Below are 19,539 nucleotides of genomic sequence, written 5' to 3'. Positions count from 1 at the left end.
GTCTGGATAATGCAGCGATTATCGCCGGGTACAGCCTCTGTTTGCCGTTCGCCAACACCAGCGATGAATTAATTGCCAGGCTGCGGCAGGGTAAGCAGGTGGCGACCAGCGGATGGTTTGCCTCGGACAGTGAAGCCATCAAAGGCGGATTTAAACGTAACCGGCGTTTTGCCCGGCTGCAGCCTGGAAAAGAAAGCGTACTTGACCAACTGGCGCGCCTGATTGATAACACGCTTGAACAGGCGCGACTGGATAAAAGCTGCCTGGCCGGAGAAAACGTCAGGGTTTATCTGACGGGTCAGGGGCCAAGAGTGGATGCGAAGGCGTATAAATCTTTCTACGACCGCAACGATCTGGAAGATATCAAGCTTACGGCCTCCGTAGCGCAGCTACAGATAGCGAATATGTCGCAGGATCGGCTGGCGCAGCAGCTGGCGCAAAAATATGGCCTGCAATATCTGCCGCCCAATCTTAACTGTGCCAGTAACTCCTCGCTGGCGGCGGTGCATATCGGCTGTCAGGCGATAGAAAAGGGGACGGCCGATCTCATCATGGTGATTAGCTGTTCAGAAATTAAGACGCAGGATTTATGGTTTCTGGAAAGCCAGGCGATGCTGGAAAGCGAAGTGGTTCAGCCTTTTGGCGAACACAGCAAAAGCGCGCTGGTTGCCGAGGGGCAGTGCGTCATGTTGCTGGAAAGCCGCCGACACCGTTATGCCCGGCAGATGACGGCTGGCGTCCGGTTACAATCCGTTTATCGTCAGATCGGCGCAAGCCGCAGTAATGATGCGGCTTATTTAGCCACCAGCCTGCTCAGGCTGATGAAAAGCGCGCTGCTGCAGGCAGGCGTTGCACTTGCAAATCTGTGCGCGATTATTCCTCATGGCAACGGCTCTGAAGTCAGTGATAAAGCCGAAGCGCAGGCGCTTGCTCTGCTATTAACGAACGTCTCAATTCCCGTGCTGGCCTATAAAGGGCAGATGGGCTATACCGCCACCGGCTCCGGAGTGGTTGATTTAATTATTGCTCACTACGCCTTAACCCAGAGGGAGCTGATCCCTGCGCGGGTTAATGATGCAATTATAACCACGCTGGCACCCTGGCTACTTAATGGCGGGGAGACAATAAAACATAATCAGCCTCATCTGTTGAAAGTGGGCGTGAGCCTGGACGGGGCCATTATCGCTGTAGTGATGTCCGATGATCATCAACAGGAAAGCGGCAATGAATAAGGTCTATCTATCCTCTTTCTCTGTTATCGAGCCGGAAGAGGAATTTTATCTCTATTATCCCAGCTGGCTAAACGTTTGGGAGTCGCATCTTTATAACCGGGCGATAAAATCGACCAACGCGCAGGGATGGTATTTCAAACGGTTTGGCTGTGATAAAGCGCTGTATGCCCGAGAGATGATCAGGAAGCCGGCCTATATTAACTATATCGAAGCGATGGAGCAGGCTGCAGAGCAGGCTTTACAACAGCTCGTGGCTAAAGAACGCATGCGATTAATGAAATCGCGTACTGCATTTATTTATGCTGACGCCTGGGGCGAATCAGGTCTGTTTGAAAATATCACCAGCGCCTTACACGTGGCGGTAATTGATACGCTGCCGAAAAATCTGCTGAAAAAATTCTCAGTGAAGGAATTTGCCTGCAAAGTACGCGGAGAGCAGCACGCTTTTATGCAGGCGCTAAGAATGGCGCAGGATTACCTCAGCTGGGATGTGTTCGATTTTGTCGTAATTTGTGTCACCTATCGCGCCATTCCGCTCCTGGTTTTTTCAACGGCGGAAAGCGTGGCCCAGGATAAAAGCCGTGACAGCCAAATGAATATCTCCGTAGAGCGCGTAGGCTGCTTTATCTTTAGTCAGCGTAAGAGTGCTCTACAGGTGGAGTGCGGCAAATATGCCCTTCCCGCCAGTCATAAAATAACCCTGGATACGCTATGTGCAGATAACGCCGATATAACTCAGCTGGCCGTAGCCGGATTAAGCACTAACCTGCTTTATCGGCAGGGCGCGGATAATCAGCACGCATCGATGCCTGATATTATCAGCCTGAGCGAGAAGTATGGTGATAGCGGGTGCCTTACGCCGGCGCTGGGCTGGATTTATCTCGACCGGCACGCCGCGTCTTCCGGGAAAATGCGCACGGTCATGCCCGACGCGTTGGGCGGCTATCACTATTTCGATACCCGCTATGAGCCTTAAGGGAACAGGGATGGCAAGTAATATCAGGGAACTGCCGGCGATAGCCTTAAGCGGCGTGAATAAAAGCTATGGCCGCAATGAAAGTAGAGTCGATGCGCTGAAAGCGGTAAATCTGGAGATTGCGCACGGCGAGTTCGTTGCGCTATGCGGCCCTTCAGGCAGCGGGAAAAGCACACTGCTGAACATTTTGTCTGGCATTGATCGGCCATCCAGCGGAACGGTGATGCTGTTTTGCAAGTTGCTTGATGCGTTGAATGAGCAACAGCTCTCCGTTATCAGAGGCCAGCATCTTGGCTTTATTTTTCAATCCTTTAACCTGATTCCGGTGCTGAATGCGCTGGACAATGTCCGTTATCCGCTGCTGCTTAATGGACGCTATCAGAAAAAAGAAGCCAGGGAGCGCGCGCTGCATTATCTCAACAGCGTCGGTCTGTTCCACCTGGCGAATCGTAAACCGGGCCAGCTTTCAGGCGGTCAGCAACAACGAGTGGCCATTGCCAGAGCGCTGGCGCATCAGCCGAAGCTGGTGGTAGCGGATGAGCCTACAGGCAACCTCGATTTAGCGACCGGCGGGGCGATTTTAGATCTGCTAATAAAAATCAATCAGGAAACCGGCACTACTTTTATTATCTCAACGCATTCGGCCCAGCTCAAAGAGCGGGCCGGGCGTATCGTCGAAATCAGGGATGGAGAAGTCGATGAGAATTAGCGGCTGGCTGTTGTGCGGTATGGGGCTGCTGACGGGCTTAACGACGCAGGCCACGGGCGCCGTTTCTCCACCGATGGTGGCGAAAATTATCCAGCACCAGTTTCCGATGAACAGGGCTGAGTTACACACCCTGACGGATAACCTGTTTACTGAATATCAGCAGCAGAAAAATATTGCCTCGCTGATATTTTATTCCTACGGAATGCTAAAGCTGGCGGATCGGTTTGCCGCAGAAAACGACATCATTAAGGCCTCTGAATATGCCAGGTCAGGCTTTTTTTATCTGGATGAGGCCGCTGAGCTTTATGAGAACGACCCGCGCGTGCGCTATTTAAGGGCCAGAGTGGACGCTTTTCTAACCGCGACGCCTGGCCGCTGTGTTATCGCGCTAAGCGACACGCAGTTTATCCTGAATACCGCCATGAAAGATGATGGGGATATGCTGAGCCACGTTCAATATATGCGCTACCGCGCTTTACATAACTGCGGACAATTTAAACAGGCGGCGGCTTTGCTGACGCAGATAAAGCAGACGCATCCGCATTTAACTTCCCTTTCTTTAGCGCTAAATGCCGTGCCGGAATGGGATGCAGGCGAAGTCACAAAAATCGTGCTGCCTTTAGCCTGGGGAAAATAAATGATGGTTACCGCAAGCCTGATAGCCGCCGCGCTCATCGTCTGTTTTGTTATTTACTGCATGCTGTGCAGCAGGCAGATAACCACATTTGCTCTGTTGAATCTTTTCAGGCACAGGCGGCGTTCATTTTCTACCCTTATGGCGATCGTTATCGGAGGCGTCGCCATTTTTAGCTACGGAGGGTTTATTGATTACGCGTTCTGGATCCTGAAAGAGCAAACGGTCAGAATGAACGTCGGCCATATCCAGATCTATAATCCGCTCTATTTCCAGACGTCCAATAAGAACCTGAGCCTTATTAAAGATTATCAAACGCTGAAAGCGGAAATAGAAAACCATCCTGAACTGGCTGCATATATCGCCACTCTTTCAGGGCAGCTGGAATTTACCGGCGTCATTTCACATTATGAAAATGAAATCTCAAGCTATTTTTCTGCCCTGGGCATCGAGCCGGTACCGGCGCTTAAACTCGGTTCTTTCGAGAAGCTGCTTTCCGGCAGCGATTTATCGCGCATTAAAGAAGAGGTGACGCTGGGCAGCGGTTTAGCAACCACGCTTAACGCGCATTATGCGGACTGGCTGGATTTGATGGTGGTGAACAGCAGCGGCGGGCAGGGAGCGCTCTCTTTAAAGCTGCGCGGCATCTTTTCTTCCGGCATTAAAGACTACGATGATGTGGCAATGAAGGTTCCGCTGGCTACTGCCCAGCGCATTATGGGCACCGAGGGCGTCAGTAAAATTTTAATTTTATTGAAAAATGATGCCGATCTCCCGGCGTTCAGGCACAGGCTTCAGCAATTTATTAACGATAACAACCTGCCGTTGACCACCCGCAGCTGGAAAGAAGCGTCGCTATTTTATCAACAGGTTGAAAGCCTGCTCGCTGGGATCTATTTCTTTATCCGGGCGATAGTGGCGCTGATTGTTATTTTTATGATTAGCAACGCCATGACCATGAATATTGTGGAACGTACCCGTGAGATCACCACTCTGCGCGCCATTGGCCTCCGGCCGGCTCATATTATCCGGCTGTTTCTGCTGGAGGGAATATTTATCGGCGGCCTGGGCGGGATCGGTAGCCTGCTGACAGGTTACGCGCTGGCCGGGATCATTAACCTGCAGGGTATTGCCATGCCGCCTTCTCCCGGACAAACCCACGGATATACCGCCTTTATCAAAACGGACAGCGTCGAACTGTACGCCGTTACGTTTTTATTGCCGGTGCTGACCTCCGCATTGGCCGCTATTTTGCCAGCGATTCGGGCATCGCGCTTAAATATCGCCGACGCTTTTAAATCCAGCTAAAGGAAGAGAGATGAAAAGGGCGGGAATTCCCTTTGTTTTATTTTGTGTCAGCGGATGGGCCGATGTCGCGCCGCCGCAGGCGCTGGAAATTATTCGGCTCGCAGACGAGGTGCGCTCTCCCAATAAACCTTTCCGCTATACGGTAACGATACAGGAGTATAAATCGGCGACATCGCAGCCAGCCAACAAGCAGATACTGGATATCTCGATGCGCTTTATTAAGCCGGAAAAGGGCGGACAGGCGGATGCGCGCTCCCTGGTGCGGTTTGTCTGGCCACCGCGTGACAGGGGGAAAATAATGCTGTCGGACTGGTATGCACTTTGGTTTTACACGCCGGAGCTTCGGCGGCCGATCCCCATTTCGCCGCAGCAGAGGCTGCTGGGGCAGATCTCCAATGGTGACGTTATCGTAACGAACTTCGAGTATGCCTATCATGCTGAACTGGTGGGTGAAGCGCCCTGCGGAGAAACCCTTTGCTACACGCTGGATCTGAAACGAAAGTCACCCGCCGCAACATGGCCCCGGATAGTTTATTGGGTAGAAAAAGGCGGTGACTACCGTCCCTGGAAAGCCGAATATTATTCACTGGATAATCAGCTGGTTAAGCAGGTTATTTATCAGCGCTATCAGCCGGTATTAGGTAAAGCCAGGCCGACAAAAATCGTGGTACAGGATCTCCGCCACGGTAAAGGTTATTCGGTAATGGAATACAGTAATATTCGGTTTGAATCGCTTCCCGTTTCACATTTTACTAAAGAGTATATCCAGCGGGGAGGAAACTGATGGCGATCGCCATTAGGTTGCTGCTGGCGCTGTTATTATTGCCGCTATGCCTGCTGGCGGATTGCCTGCCGGAGGCCAATGTCCAGCTTTACGCACAGCAGTCCTGGATACACAAAGATCCTTCCCGTTGGCAAATAATGCAGAAGAATCCTTATCGGGGTAATAACAGCGTGAGTGATATGGCTATCAGGTACGATAACCGCTGTGAGCTAATCGAAAATGCGCTTAATACGGATATTTCGCTGTTGGCTCTGGCTTATTATCCCTGGCAAACGCCTGCTGCTTTTGAAAAAGACAGGCGACGCACGCGGGCCGCGCTTTATCGGCTCAGCTTCTCTTATCAACTATCAGACGCTTCCCTTATTACAGCCGGTAAATTCAGCGCGAAACCGGGGTTGTTTTATCTGAAGTCGCCTGCGGATTTACTGCATAATTATTATGCAGGCTTTAAGCCGGGCAGGATTTACGATCCGACGCTGCAGGAGATCTATAGCGAATCCTTTTGGGGCGTAAAATTATCAACGGATGCGCTTAACTACGCCTGGTCTTTAACCGTTGTGCCACAGCTAACGCAGATTGATAAGCGCTACGAATCTTCCGGCAGCTGGTCTGCTATTGAACGCTCTAACGCCAGCGAGCGCTATCTGCTCTCCTATACCGATTATCGTCTGCTTGCCCATACGCCCTCGGCGAGCCTGCGGCTCGGCGATAGCAGAACGCTTGCCGTGGCTGATAGTTTTCATCCTGCGCCGCAGTGGACATTTAACGCCGAGCTGGCCTGGCATGCTAAACAACAGTGGCGTCACCTGGCGGGCGAGCGCGTTGAACAGGTACAGAACGGCATCTTTCCCTCTGTGCTTTTTCAGCGCGATCGCCGGAACGGCATAGAACTGGCTTTGTCAGGACAATACACCACCTATCGCTTCAGTCAGCTTGGCGTGGAATATTATTTCCAGAGTGAAGGATATTCCCGTCATCAGTGGCGCAGGCAGATAAATTTTATCCGCTATCTGAACCAGCGCACGGGGTTTGCTCCCGTCGATCGCGCCTTTGATGCGTATAAATATTTAATGGCGGCGGAAATAAATAATATCACCAATAAAGGTAACCTACAGGGTAAACATTACCTTAATACCTATGCCACGCTGGTTATGAATGATGACGCCAGCCTGCGAGCCTATGGCATCGTTAATATGCAGGATAAAAGCGCGATGTTAGGCGTGCATTTTAATAAACCGCTGACGCAGGCAAAAAGGAATATAGATATTTATAGCGGGCTTTATTGCACTCAGGGAAGCAGCGATAGTGAGTTTGGTCTGTTTGGTAAAACGGCGGGAATTTATTCCGGGTTTAAATATTATTTCTGAGAAGGGAATATGGATATAAATCATCAAAAACGGCCTGCGGCATTGATTTTTGCCGGGCAGGGAAGTCCAGTTACCGGTATGGGGGCCGATCTCTGGGATATTAATCAGCATACCCGCAGGATTTGGGACTGCGCCAGTGATGTTTCCGGTATTGATATTCGTCGTGTTTGTTTAAAAGGGCCGGTAAATAAGCTGGTACAAACTCCGGTACAGCAGCTTGCCGTTACGGCAATCAATATCACATTTTATACGCTGCTGCGGGAAAAAGGGATAAAAATTACCGCATCCTGTGGCCATAGCGTGGGCGAATACAGCGCTCTGTATGCGGCTGGCGCCATCACGCTGGAAGCACTCTTCTCCCTTATTCACTTTCGCGCGGCCACCATGCATGAGCTAAGCAAAAGAAATAAGGGCTCTATGCTGGCGGTAAAAGGAGTGGACTATTTGACCACGCGCAAGCTGATTGCCGATCATAGCCCTGAACTGGATATCAGCTGTGATAACAGCTGCCGTCAGCAGGTGGTGGGGGGAACCACCTCGGCGTTAAGCGAATTTTCACGCCGGGCCCGCTGCGAAACCATAAGGCTGGGAGTGAGCGGAGCCTGGCATACTCGCCTGATGCAGGAGGGCGTTCAACCCATGCGGGATTACCTTGCTGCGGTTACTATCGGGCAGCCGCGACATAAGGTGTTAATGAATGTCAGCGGCCAGCCAGAATATCATCCGCAGGCGATCCGGGAAAACTTGTCGCTTCATTTGACCCATACCGTAAAGTGGACGGGGATCGTTGAGCATCTTCTGGCCGAAGAAAACCCGCCGCTTCTGATCGATATTAGTCATAAGGCCTGGCTGGCGTCGCTGCTAAGCGATTTTCCTGCTTTCTCGCCGCAGCGGTTATTACACTGCAGAAAAATCCTGTTATGTCACTGAGGCTACTATGATCCCCGATTATCTGGTTTTCATTCGTTATCAGGACAAACGGTTGATCCCTTTTATCTACCTTATTATTTTAGTGCCCTGGGGTTTTTACTGGAAAAATAATGCCTTTTCGCTAACCCAGCAGGATGCGGGATTTATCAGCGGAATTCTGGCGATTGTGCTGTTCCATCTTATTTATGATTTAAAGGCGTACTGGATGTATAAGGGCGCGATCAAAAACGTCGATCTGACCTGCTTTAACGGCAAAACGCTGTCCGGGGCGGAAATCTTTTTGTCCCGTCCGCTGGTGGCGTGCGCGTTTACCGCACTGGTCTGCTGGGTAATAAGCGGCTGGGGATTAGCGCTGACGGAAAGCCGATATGCTATTTTAGGCCTGTATAGCCTGCTGTCGTTACTGGTCTGTCTGGTATTCAAGGGATTGCGATCGATTTATATCCGGCAGTTGGCCGACATCACGCGGCATAAAGTGCAATATCGCACGCTCTATCATTACGTAAGCCGTTTCATGCTTATGAATTGCGCGTTGAATATATTAACCGTCAGCCCGCTGAAAAATAACCCCGATTTTTCCCTTAACCACGGGTGGCTGTCACCGGCGCTTACGGTGGCGATGTTTATCCTGTGTCTGGTGGTGTTAACCATTAATTTACTGTTCGCTCGGCTGTCAAAAAAGTACGTTTTCCTCGGCAGGCTGTTCCTGCGGGAAATCGATTTTTCCTTTTCCGCCGCCGTTCCCTGCGCTGCGCTACAGGCGAAACCTTTGGCAGTCCGCCTGGTTTTTTTTGCGCTGCTACAGATGCTGTGGATAATCTTTATCAACGCGCTGCTGGCGTGGCTGGCGTGGAGCCTGCCGTTTAGCCTCTACTTCTTTCTCTGTTACCTGCCAGCGAGCGTCTGGTATTTTCTGCATCTTTACTGGCGGTGGCATACAGACTATCTGACCGCCTGTGATATGTATCTGCGCTGTAGTGAGGTCGATAAGCGGGCCAGTGTTTGGTAATTTAAGCTGTAGCCAGCAAAGCGGGCTGACGCACAGATTTATCATACGACTGTCGCTATGGCTAAACTCCGTCTATACCTTATAGCGGTCCGCTAATGGAATAAGCCCCGCTGGCGACGGTTTAACCGTGAAGGATAAAAACAGAACAGAAAGCGCCGACGATTCGTACAGCGTTGTCTTGCATGGAAAAGCTTCTTAAAAAATTTAAGTTTGGGGGGTTGCCAACCGCGGGAAGTTAGTCCATAATGCCGTCCATCTGATGAGGGAACGTGAAAAAACTTCTCGAATCAAGGGGTTAGCATCTGAGCAAAGATTGCACTCCGGTTAAGAATTAGATTATTCGAATACGGATAATCAAACGGAATAAAGGCGCGTTGGCAGAGTGGCCATGCAGCGGATTGCAAATCCGTCCACCTCGGTTCGACTCCGGGACGCGCCTCCACTTTACACCCTGCCCGGGTGGTGAAATCGGTAGACACAAGGGATTTAAAATCCCTCGGCTGTATGGCTGTGCGGGTTCAAGTCCCGCCCCGGGCACCATAAATAATACCGAATAAAATCAAAGCAATAAGTAGTAATGTCGTAACCGCCCAAGGGCGGTTTTTTTGTTTTTGTATTTCCTTAGAATCAGGTAACGGCTACTGCGCCGCGCATCGCCAGCTTGCCGCCAGCGTTGTCCACCGTGATGATAATCTGCTATCTGTTGCATCCTGGTTAAAGGTGTGATCAGATGCCAGGCCCGGCGGGACGGCGCACAGGAAGAGGGGTTTTGCTGATGAGTGAAAAATGAAATCGGCTATTTAACCCAGGAGTTGATTAAACGAGAGCGGCCGCGCGATAATGGCCGGGCTGAACGGAAGTTAATGGACGAAGGAGAGCGTCACCTGGGTGACCCCTGGTTTAACAGTATTTTTTAAGCACCCGCTTCACCAGTAAGTATGCGGCAAACAGGGTTATACCGATACAGGCCTCGTTCGGACCAGCTCTCAAAATAGAAAAACCAATACGCGCATAACAGTATGAGCAGGCCACCGATTAGTGAGCCAACGTAATGAAAGAGTGTGCATTACTGCATCATTTTTTCTGGAGTTCATTCACTACCGCATCGATGATCTGGTTAAAAGCTGAAGTTCCGTTAGTCCACATAACATGCAATGCTTCTCTGCAGAGCCGGCTCAACGCAATCGCCACTCTAATACATGCTCCGCCATTCCCATCTTTTGCCGTGCGCAAAGTTTTACGAAAGCGCATTAGTTACAACATACTAAAACAACCCCATTTTGTCCTGCGTCGGGCATCGAGCCAGTAAAAGCCTGGCAGGAGAAAAAGCGGCAACGGCAGGGCGCTTTTTGATGGCCGACAAAAGATGCGGGTAAAAAAGCGCCTTGCTTAGCTGCTGGTTATATCAAGCCCGCCGTCAGACGACGGGCGAATCAAGCTTAACAGACGGTCTGGGTTACAGCATACCGCTCAGACGACGATGAAAATCGCTGCTGCGCCTGTCCAGTCCGATAATTTTTACCTGGGCATCATAGCGCTGATAGCGGTTTTCGATAGCATCAAGCGCCGCTACGCTGGAGGCATCCCAAATCTGCGCGTGCGTTAAATCAATAGTGACATCCTGCGGATCGTGCGCATAGTCAAAATGCTCAAACAGGTCGTTGCTGCTGCCAAAAAACAGCGGGCCACGCACCACATAGCGCACCGATTCACCCTCTTCGCTCAGCTGCCGTTCCGCATGGATAACGTGCGCCACGCGACGGGCAAACAGTAAAATAGCAAAAATAACGCCGCCAACCACGCCAATGGCCAGGTTACCGGTCCAGACGGTCACGGCAACCGTCAGCACCATGATTACCGTTTCCGACAGCGGGATACGTTTTAGGGTGGCGGGCTGCAGGCTATGCCAGTTAACGGTTTTTAGCGCTACGATCATCATAATACCCGCCAGCACCACCATCGGGATCTGCGCCATCAGCGCGCTGAGTCCGGTCACCAGCAGCAACAGAACCAGCGCGGCCGCGACGGTAGAGATACGTGTACGCGCCTTGCCTAACTCAACGTTAACAATGGTCTGACCAATCATGGCGCAACCGGCAATCCCGCCGTAAAAGCCCGCAAGGATATTGCCGATACCCAGACCCCAACATTCACGACGTTTGCTGGAAGACGTATCGGTAAGATCGTCAACCAGCTTCGCCGTTAATAAAGATTCCATAATGCCCACCAGCGCGATGCTCAGTGCCGTTGGCCAGACAATTTGCAGCGTCGCCAGATTAAGCGGTACGGCCAGCTGATTCAGGCCCGGCAGGCCAGCCTTCATCGGGCCTTCATCTCCGACGTTTGGCACGTGCAGCCCACAGAAAACGGCAATCGCGGTGATAACCACAATCGCTACCAGCGGGGAAGGGACGCTCTTCAAAATTCGCGGCAGCAGCAGCACGATAATCAGCGTCAGAGCAAACAGCAGCCATACCGGCAGCGACTGACCCCAAACGTGCGGCACCTGAGCAAAGAAGATCAGCACGCCCAGCGCGTTCACAAAGCCCAGCATCACCGAGCGAGGAATATAGCGCATCATGCGCGCCAGCCCGGCAAGGCCGAACAGGATCTGAATGACGCCGCCCATCAGCACGGCGGGCATAATATATTCAATGCCATGGGCGCGCACCATCGGGCCGATCACCAGCGCAACCGAGCCGGCGGCGGCGGTCACCATGGCAGGCCGACCGCCCAGCAGCGACAGCGTAAGCGCCAGCACCACCGAGGCAATCAGGCTGACCTTCGGATCAACCCCGGCAATCACCGAAAAAGAGATAACCTCAGGGATTAATGCCAGCGCGGTAATTACGCCAGCCAGACATTCGCGCGTAAATAATTTAGGCGAGCGCAATACTCGGGCGACAGTTAGCTCGCTGTCGGCATGCTTTTCAGCGTTCGCCTCAGAAGAGGTGGTCATAATAGTGCAGGCTCTTATTGTCTTAATGTCAGATGCAGCAGGACGCATCATGGATCTGAAAGGTCTGAATTGCCCATGCAGGACAAGAGGCGCATGTTACCTTTAATTTCCTGTTGATACCAGTTTCAGGCCAGTCTTCCCTCCGATGAGAAGCGCCAGTCTGAAATGGGATTACATAACCACCCTCTCCGCATGTTGGTTCTCTTTAACCAGGCTGGCAGCGCGTCAAGGCTTAAGGGATCGTCCAACAGAATGGTCAAAGTTTAATTACTACCGCCGAAAACAAATGATGTTGTGAGCAGGATACCACGCATTCTTCAGGCGAAAAAAAACCTCTGAAAGTGGAAATCCGGGTTAAACACCTTCAGAGGCGACGCAAATGCATCATTCGTTACAGAGCTTAGCTTAGCTGCGTTTCGCTCAGTGAGTGTAAAGCTATACAACAAAGGTAAAGCTGTACACATAAGGCTTAGGTAAAATGTACTATCATTTAATTATCAAATAATTAAACAGCTCACTAACTATGAAAACGCTATGCAAGCCCATAAAGAAAACGTTTCGCTTGTAACATTTGTTAAAAAGTTAGCGATAAAAACGGGCTGAACGCGCTGAATTGAGAATTTTCTTAATGGGCTGGTGGTCGGAGAAGTTGCTCAAATCGTTAACGCACGAACGGTTTGCCGCCGGTAGCGGGAGCGTCCCAGTGCCGGGTTCTGCATTGTCCGCTCCAGCAAGAATGCCATTTTTTGCACCATAATAACCCCACGCGCTTCTTCACAACTCCTTTACTCAGCGCCTATACTTATCGATAGATATTTACATAGAAGTCTAATTATTAGGTGCCTATATTTTGGATTCCTCTCAACGCTTTCCTCGCCTGCTGCAGCTCACTGCACATGCCTGGCGACTGGCTATCGATCGCCGGTTAAAAGAGAGCGGACTCAGCATGAATAGCTGGCTGGCTATCGCCACGCTGGCCAGTGAAAGTGCACCCATAACGCAAAAAGCGCTGGCGCAGGTGCTGGGGCTGGAGGAAGCCAGCATGGTGCCGCTGATCGATCGGCTGGTGACGCAACGGCTAATAGAGCGTCTGCAGCCGGAGGAGGATCGACGTAAGCGCTTGCTTATTGTCACCGCCGAAGGCTGGGCGGTTTTTGACAAAGTCAAAGTGGAAGCAGACCGGTTACGCGACGAGCTGCTAATGAATATCGATCGTAGCGAGTTGGCGATAGCCCAGCGCGTACTGCAACAACTGCTGGATAAGACAGGAACTCTCTGACGTGGCGAAATCGAACCCTTATGCTCCGCGCCAGTGGCAGCCGCATGAAAAGCCAACGCTGCCCGGTTCACCTTCAACGCCGATTCATCCTACCAAAAAACGCATCGCTTTTGGGCTGGTTGGCCTGCTGATTAGCTTAACGGGCGCGCTGAGTAATGCGCTGGTAACGGCTAATCTGACCAACCTGCAGGGCACCTTTGGCGCTTATTCCAATGAAATCGCCTGGCTACCGGCGGTTTACGTGATGGGGAATATCTCCATCAACCTGCTGCTGGTGAAGTTTCGTCAACAGTTCGGCCTGCGCATCTTTACCGAGGCTTTTCTGCTGCTGTATGTGCTGGTGGCGTTCTTTCATCTGTTCGTTAACGATCTCAGCTCGGCGATCATTGTCCGTACCGCGCACGGCATGGTGGCGGCCGCGCTGAGTTCACTGGGCATTTATTATCAGATTCAGGCATGGCCGGCAAAACATCGCCTTAAGGCGCTGGCGATCGGCATTAGCGTCTCGCAGCTGGCTATTCCACTGGCGCGGCTGTTCTCTTCAGAACTGCTGCAGCTGGAGGAGTGGCGCGGGCTTTATCTGTTTGAGCTGGGGCTGGCGATGATGGCGATGGGATGCGTGCTGATGCTGAAGCTGCCGCCCAGCGATCGCAACAAAGTGTTTGAAAAAATGGACTTCGTCACCTTTATTTTAATGGCGCCGGGGATGGCGCTGTTGTGCGGCGTGCTGTCGCTGGGACGCATCGAATGGTGGTTCAGTACGCCGTGGCTCGGTATCTGCCTGGCGCTGGCGCTGGTGCTGATTGTCAGCGCGGTGGTGATTGAGCATAACCGTAAAAATCCGTTGATCAATACGCGCTGGCTGGGCAGCGGAGCCGTTATCCGGCTGGGTATCGTGATGATTATGCTGCGCGTGGTGCTGGCGGAGCAGAACAGCGGGGCTATCGGCTTTTTGCAGCAGGTCGGCCTGCTGAACGATCAGATGCATGGCCTGGCGCTGGCAATTATTGCCGGCGTGCTGCTGGGCATTACCGCCAGTGCGCTGACCTTAAAGCCCGCGCATTTTAGCTGGCCGATTGTAACCTCTTTGCTGATTATGATGATCGCGTCGTTTATTGATAGCCACTCCAACCCGCTGACGCGTCCGCAAAATATGTATCTCAGCCAGTTCCTGCTGGGTTTCAGCAGCGTTTTCTTTATGGCGCCGGCGATGCTGATGGGGGTCGGCAGAGTGGTTACCCAGCCGAAAAACCTGGTGAGTTTCGTGGTGCTGTTCGGCATGAGCCAGAACTTAGGCGGTCTGATTGGTTCCGCAATTCTCGGCACTTTTCAGGTGTGGCGGGAAAAATATCACTCCAGCCTGCTGGGCGACCAGCTTTCACTGCTCGATCCCAACGTAACCGATCGCCTCAGCCAGTATAGCGCCCTGTTTAATAGCCAGCTGGGCGACAGCACGCTGCTAAGCGCGCAGGCAGTGTCGCAGCTGCAAACCATCTCCACGCTGCAGGCCAACGTGCTGGCGTGGAACGACACCTATTTACTGACCGCCGGCCTGGCCTTTTGCACCCTGATATGGGTGCTCTATCGCCTGATATACCAGCGTATTATCACCCGACGCCAGCAGCAGCGCGATGCCGCTGCTGCCCAAACAATTCCGGCAACATCAGCCAGCATGGAGAAACAATGAGCCAGCAGGAAGAACTCAAAGCCGCCGAGCGCGAGCGTAATAATAAATTTCGTATCCTGTCAATCGCCGTTGGCAGCGGTATCGCCCTGGTTGGCGTACTGGTCATCCTTTACGCCTGGCAGCTGTGGCCTTTTACCAGCGCGGTGCAAAGCACGGAAAATGCGTATGTGCGCGGCCAGGTAACCTTTATCAGCCCGCAGGTAAGCGGTTATATCACTGCAGTTAACGTACAGGATCTACAGCCGGTTCATAAGGGTGACGTTCTGATGACCATTGACGATCGTATTTATCGGCAACGGGTCGAGCAGGCGAAAGCGCAGCTGGCGATGAAGCAGGCGGCGTTAGCCAATAATCAGCAGCAGCGTCGTAGCGCCGAAGCGGTCATTGTGCGTAACCAGGCCGCGCTGGAAAATGCCCAGGCGCAGGCGACGAAAAGCGGCTTTGATTTAAAGCGGGTGGAAAATCTGGTGGCGGACGGCTCCCTGTCGATTCGTGAGCGTGACGCGGCGCGCGCGGCTAACAGCGCGGCGGTGACTGCCGTGCAGCAGGCGAAGGCTACGCTGGAAGTGTCACGTCAGGATCGGCAAACGGTAATGGTTAACCGCGCCTCGCTGGAGGCGGACGTCGCCAATGCGCAGGCGGCGCTGCAGCTGGCGCAAATCGATTTAGATAACACGCGCATTATTGCTCCGGAAGAGGGGCAGCTGGGACAGATTTCAGTACGGCGCGGCGCTTATGTTTCGGCGGGAACGCGGCTGACGTCGCTGGTGCCGGGGCAAAAATGGGTGATCGCCAATATGAAAGAGACGCAGATGGCACACGTGCGTCCCGGCCTGCCGGTCACCTTTAGCGTGGATGCCCTGAACGGCGCGGAATTTCACGGCGTGGTGGAATTTATCTCTCCGGCGGCAGGCTCGGAGTTCAGCGCTATTTCACCGGATAACGCCACCGGCAACTTTGTGAAAATAGCCCAGCGTATTCCGGTACGCATCAGGATTACGGATGACGCGCAGGCGCGCCTGCGTCCCGGCATGTCGGTAGAGGTGAATATCGATACCTCCGCCGCAGAGGAGTCGCGGCCATGATGCGCTGGAAACCGCAGGCGCTGGCGCTGCTGATCCCGCTGCTGGTCGGCTGCGCCAGCGAAGTTGCCAGGGCGCCGTCGTCGTTACCGATCCCGCCTCAGTGGCGTTATCAGGTGGGGCCGTCCGCCGCGCCGGAGGCGAACTGGTGGCGTACCTTTGCCGATCCCGATCTGAACCAGCTGGTGACCCAGGCGCTGCGTAATAACCCCGATATTCTTACCGCCCGTTCACGCGTTGATGAATATCGGGCGCAGCTGCGCGCCGCCGCTGGCGATAATTTCCCTACGCTGGATGTCGGCGTAGGCGCAACGCGGGCGCGCTCGCTGTCAGCCGCGACCGGACAACCGTACGAGAGCGACGTTTATCAGGGATTGCTGCAGGCAAATTATGACGTGGATCTGTGGGGAGCGCGTAGCAGCAGTATCGATGCGGCACGCGCCTCGCTGGCGGCGCAGCAGGCCGCCGCCGCCGCCGCCGAGCTGACGATCGCCACCTCGGTTGCTTCCGGCTACATATCGTTGCTGGCGTTGGACGAGCAGCTGCGCGTGACCCAGGCGACGCTGGCGACGCGTGAGAATTCGCTTAATCTGGCGCAGCGCCAGTTTGCCGCGGGCTATACCTCGCGACTGGAGTGGATGCAGGCCGCCTCGGAATATCAGGCGGCGAAGGCGCAAATTCCGCAGCTTGAACATCAAATCCATCAGCAGGAAAACGCGCTGAGTATTTTAGTCGGCATGAATCCGCGCCGCATTGCTCGCCGGTCGAACTTTACGCAGGTGATGCCGCAGCAGCTGCCGTCGCTGTTGCCGTCGGAGCTGCTGCAGCGTCGGCCAGATATTGTTCAGGCTCAGCGGCTGCTGCTGGCGGCGGACCAAACGCTCGCCTCTTCTCAGGCGCAGCTGCTGCCTTCGCTTAACCTGACCGCCTCCGGCACCCTGCAATCTTCGGTACTGCATCAGCTGGTGGATAACCCTTTCCGCCTGTGGAGCATTGGCGGCAGCGTGCTGGCGCCGCTGCTGAACCGTGAAGCGTTGACGGCGCAGGTAGATGTTTCGATGGCATCGCGCAATCAGGCGCTGTACGGCTATGAGAAAGTAGTGCGTAACGCCTTTAGCGAAGTGAACGATGCGCTGGATGCGATTCGGCAGACCCAGGCGCAGCTGCAGGAGGTAGAAAAGCAGCAGGAGATTGCCGCCGACACGCTGCGTATCGCCCGTAACCGCTATCAGAACGGCTATGCTTCCTATCTTGACGAGCTGGACGCCCAGCGTACGCTGTTCAGCGCGCAGCTGAACGTGATACAGCTGAAAAGTAATTTGCTGCTGGCGCAAATCGATCTGTATCGGGCGTTGGGCGGCGGCTGGCAGCCTTAACCTCTCTCACCGCCGCGCCGGATCGATGACGTTCGGCGCGGCCTCAACGCGCGGTTACGATTTAAACCGGCTGTGCTACACTAAACGGCCGCAGTGCAGAAGCAGGGCGGTGTCCGGTTTATCGGTTATGCCCGCTGTGATGATAACGAAAAATGAATGAAACTTTGCCGCCTGAACCTCCAGAACGAGAAGAACCGCCGCTGCTTGACGATGCGCAGTTTACTATTGTGGTGCTGTTATTGACCTCTTTTTCGCTGATATTGTTTGTTATTATCGTTACGCTATGGATGTCATAATTCATTCAGCAACCGGTTCGTCGCCAGCCGCGCCGGCAGTTCAGATCGGTACAGTGCCGCCCGCTCAGCCCTTAACCTTTTCCCCGATTTTGTAACTTGATTTGCTGGCTGCGTAACGCCAGCGCCAGCGGTTCATATAGCGTGCGGCTGCCGTTGGGATCGGGCAGGCCAAATAGCGAGCCAGGCGTGCGATGATCGTCTGCCCATGCCGGATACTCCACGACCGGATAGAGCGAAATGCCCTCCATCGCCACGCCCTGTTCCAGCGCCAGCTCGACCTCTTCAGCGACAATGTTCAGCCAGTTGACCCGCGCTTCGCCTTCCGCGCCGGTCTCCGTCAGCAGCATTGGGCGCTGATAGCGTTGCCAGACCTCCTGCAACAGCAGATGCAGCGGACGCCAGGCAGAATGCGTCGCGTTTAAGGGCGAGCCGTCGTTGAACCGTTGATTATCGGGATAGTAGTTCAGGCCGATAATATCCAGCGCCTCCGGGCTGCCGCCCAGTTCCGGGCACTGTGTGCCGCACAGCATATCCCAGGCATCGAACTGTGAAAGATGCTGACGCCGCGCCTCTTCGCGCGCTGCCGCACTCTCATCGACGGGCGCAACATGCACCAGCGGTTCTGTTAACACAAAGCGCGCCTGCGGACAGACGTCACGAATCGCGGCGATGGCCGCCAGGCTGGCGCGCACCAGCTGTTTTTTCAGCGCCAGACCGCGTCCGCTCGCGTAAGGGTTAAGCCAGGCAACTTCCGCCCCCGCCCACGACCAAAAAGAGATCTGGTTAATCGGCGTGAAAAAAGGTTGCTCAACGCCCTCGTTTTGCATCACTTCCGCCATGGCGCGGGCGAAGCGGGCGAAGGCGTCAACGAACCCGGCTGACCAAATATCGAGATGGTCCGGATAGCCAAAATGCGCCACCTCCCAGATAACCTGGATGCCATGCTGGCTGGCGGCATGCACCATCGGCAGGAAAGAGGACCAGTCATACTCGCCGGGCGTTTTTTCGATCAGATACCAGCGTGCGCCGTCGCGGGCGGTCAGCAGGCGATGCTCCGCCAGCGCGGCATAATCCTTATGAGCCAGCATATCGTGCCCGCTGCTGATAATCATATCCAGACGCTTACCTTCGCTGCGGCAGGCGGTTGAGCAGGGAAAGCTGCCCTGAAAAAAACTGTTAAACAGTGACGGTTGATGACGCTGCGGTGACTCAGGCGATGAGGTAATGAGCATGCGGTTCTTCTCCCGTAAAAAAGGCAGGCGCGGAACGTTTCGCTAAGTCTAGACTAAATGGCACCCCTGACCCGTTTTTCACCGTTGATATTGCGAGGAGCGAAATATGCATAGCCGACTACGTATTATCCAGGGCGATATTACTCGCCAGCAGGCAGACGCGATTGTTAACGCGGCGAACAGCAGCTTACTTGGCGGCGGCGGCGTTGACGGCGCTATCCATCGCGCGGCGGGTCCGGCGCTGTTGGCCGAGTGCCGCCAGCTGGCGGCGAGCCGGGGCGGCTGCCCGACGGGAGAGGCGGTGCTGACCGGGGCTGGCAACTTACCGGCGCGGGCGGTGATCCATACCGTTGGCCCGGTCTGGCGCGGCGGCGGCCAGGGCGAAGCGGAGCTGCTGGCCAGCGCCTATAATAATAGCCTGCGGCTGGCGGCGGAGCATCGCTTCGCCACCATCGCCTTTCCGGCCATCAGCACCGGTATTTATGGCTACCCTAAAGCGGCGGCGGCGGCGATCGCCTTGCGGACCATCAGCCAGTTTTTGCAGCAGCACGACTATCCGCAGCAGGTCTGGCTGGTCTGCTTTGATGAGGAGAGCTATCGTCTTTATCGCCAGCATTCAGAACAGTCGGATGACGTCGGCGGAGCAGACGGTGAATAATAACCATCAGGTTTAGAAAAA

At 53.9% G+C, this 19,539-nt stretch carries 17 protein-coding genes and 2 tRNA genes; 17 read left to right on the top strand and 2 right to left on the bottom strand.

Going from position 1 to position 19,539, the window contains the following annotated elements; all coding sequences use genetic code 11:
- Positions 1-2 precede the first annotated feature (2 nt).
- The 11 genes from COO59_RS01055 to COO59_RS01005 all read left to right on the top strand — a co-directional run bounded on the left by COO59_RS01055 (position 3) and on the right by COO59_RS01005 (position 9,489).
- Complete coding sequence (locus COO59_RS01055; protein WP_103058257.1) at positions 3-1,232, top strand: beta-ketoacyl synthase N-terminal-like domain-containing protein; 1,230 nt, start codon at positions 3-5, stop codon at positions 1,230-1,232.
- Complete coding sequence (locus COO59_RS01050) at positions 1,225-2,208, top strand: ATP-binding protein (RefSeq protein ID WP_103057982.1); 984 nt, start codon at positions 1,225-1,227, stop codon at positions 2,206-2,208. Before COO59_RS01055 ends, COO59_RS01050 begins: the two co-directional genes overlap by 8 nt.
- Before the next feature lie 10 nt (positions 2,209-2,218).
- A complete protein-coding gene (locus tag COO59_RS01045) occupies positions 2,219-2,917 on the top strand; it encodes an ABC transporter ATP-binding protein (RefSeq protein WP_103057981.1) in 699 nt (232 codons plus the stop codon).
- Positions 2,907-3,554, top strand: a complete 648-nt coding sequence (locus tag COO59_RS01040) for a hypothetical protein (RefSeq protein WP_103057980.1) — start codon at positions 2,907-2,909, stop codon at positions 3,552-3,554. The genes COO59_RS01045 and COO59_RS01040 overlap by 11 nt, the downstream gene beginning before the upstream one ends.
- A complete protein-coding gene (locus COO59_RS01035; RefSeq protein ID WP_409371621.1) occupies positions 3,555-4,859 on the top strand; it encodes an ABC transporter permease in 1,305 nt (434 codons plus the stop codon). It abuts the gene before it with no gap.
- A gap of 10 nt (positions 4,860-4,869) precedes the next feature.
- Positions 4,870-5,643: an outer membrane lipoprotein-sorting protein gene (locus tag COO59_RS01030; protein ID WP_103057979.1), complete on the top strand. Its 774-nt coding sequence runs from the start codon at positions 4,870-4,872 to the stop codon at positions 5,641-5,643.
- Positions 5,643-7,010 (top strand): hypothetical protein, encoded by a 1,368-nt coding sequence (locus COO59_RS01025; RefSeq protein ID WP_240614062.1) that lies wholly within the window; start codon positions 5,643-5,645, stop codon positions 7,008-7,010. Before COO59_RS01030 ends, COO59_RS01025 begins: the two co-directional genes overlap by 1 nt.
- Positions 7,011-7,019: 9 nt before the next feature.
- Positions 7,020-7,940: an ACP S-malonyltransferase gene (locus tag COO59_RS01020; protein ID WP_103057978.1), complete on the top strand. Its 921-nt coding sequence runs from the start codon at positions 7,020-7,022 to the stop codon at positions 7,938-7,940.
- Between the two features lie 7 nt (positions 7,941-7,947).
- Positions 7,948-8,949: a hypothetical protein gene (locus COO59_RS01015; protein ID WP_103057977.1), complete on the top strand. Its 1,002-nt coding sequence runs from the start codon at positions 7,948-7,950 to the stop codon at positions 8,947-8,949.
- Between the two features lie 368 nt (positions 8,950-9,317).
- Positions 9,318-9,391: transfer RNA gene (locus tag COO59_RS01010), tRNA-Cys, on the top strand.
- Between the two features lie 11 nt (positions 9,392-9,402).
- A tRNA-Leu gene (locus COO59_RS01005) sits at positions 9,403-9,489 on the top strand.
- 916 nt (positions 9,490-10,405) lie between these two features.
- Here the strand turns inward: COO59_RS01005 and COO59_RS01000 are convergent.
- Positions 10,406-11,908, bottom strand: coding sequence for a SulP family inorganic anion transporter (locus COO59_RS01000; RefSeq protein ID WP_103057976.1), 1,503 nt, complete (start codon positions 11,906-11,908; stop codon positions 10,406-10,408).
- Between the two features lie 847 nt (positions 11,909-12,755).
- Here COO59_RS01000 and COO59_RS00995 point away from each other — a divergent pair.
- From COO59_RS00995 to COO59_RS20850, 5 genes are all read left to right on the top strand, one after another.
- A complete protein-coding gene (locus COO59_RS00995; protein ID WP_409371624.1) occupies positions 12,756-13,187 on the top strand; it encodes a MarR family winged helix-turn-helix transcriptional regulator in 432 nt (143 codons plus the stop codon).
- Position 13,188: 1 nt separating this feature from the next.
- A complete protein-coding gene (locus COO59_RS00990) occupies positions 13,189-14,874 on the top strand; it encodes an MFS transporter (RefSeq protein ID WP_103057974.1) in 1,686 nt (561 codons plus the stop codon).
- A complete protein-coding gene (locus COO59_RS00985) occupies positions 14,871-15,959 on the top strand; it encodes an HlyD family secretion protein (RefSeq protein WP_103057973.1) in 1,089 nt (362 codons plus the stop codon). Before COO59_RS00990 ends, COO59_RS00985 begins: the two co-directional genes overlap by 4 nt.
- Positions 15,959-17,332 (top strand): efflux transporter outer membrane subunit, encoded by a 1,374-nt coding sequence (locus COO59_RS00980; RefSeq protein ID WP_103058254.1) that lies wholly within the window; start codon positions 15,959-15,961, stop codon positions 17,330-17,332. Before COO59_RS00985 ends, COO59_RS00980 begins: the two co-directional genes overlap by 1 nt.
- A 152-nt stretch (positions 17,333-17,484) precedes the next feature.
- Entirely contained in the window at positions 17,485-17,628 is a 144-nt protein-coding gene (locus COO59_RS20850) for a hypothetical protein (RefSeq protein WP_165786470.1), read from the top strand.
- A 71-nt stretch (positions 17,629-17,699) separates the two neighbouring features.
- Here COO59_RS20850 and COO59_RS00975 read toward each other — a convergent pair whose 3' ends face one another.
- Complete coding sequence (locus COO59_RS00975; RefSeq protein WP_103057972.1) at positions 17,700-18,860, bottom strand: glycoside hydrolase family 1 protein; 1,161 nt, start codon at positions 18,858-18,860, stop codon at positions 17,700-17,702.
- 106 nt (positions 18,861-18,966) lie between these two features.
- Between COO59_RS00975 and COO59_RS00970 the strand changes: the two genes are divergently transcribed.
- Complete coding sequence (locus COO59_RS00970) at positions 18,967-19,518, top strand: O-acetyl-ADP-ribose deacetylase (RefSeq protein ID WP_103057971.1); 552 nt, start codon at positions 18,967-18,969, stop codon at positions 19,516-19,518.
- The last annotated feature ends 21 nt before the right edge of the window (positions 19,519-19,539 follow it).

This window comes from Mixta theicola (assembly GCF_002895925.1).
Taxonomy (GTDB): domain Bacteria; phylum Pseudomonadota; class Gammaproteobacteria; order Enterobacterales; family Enterobacteriaceae; genus Mixta; species Mixta theicola.
Note: the sequence above shows the minus strand (reverse complement) of the source record. Positions and strands in the feature narration are given on the sequence as shown.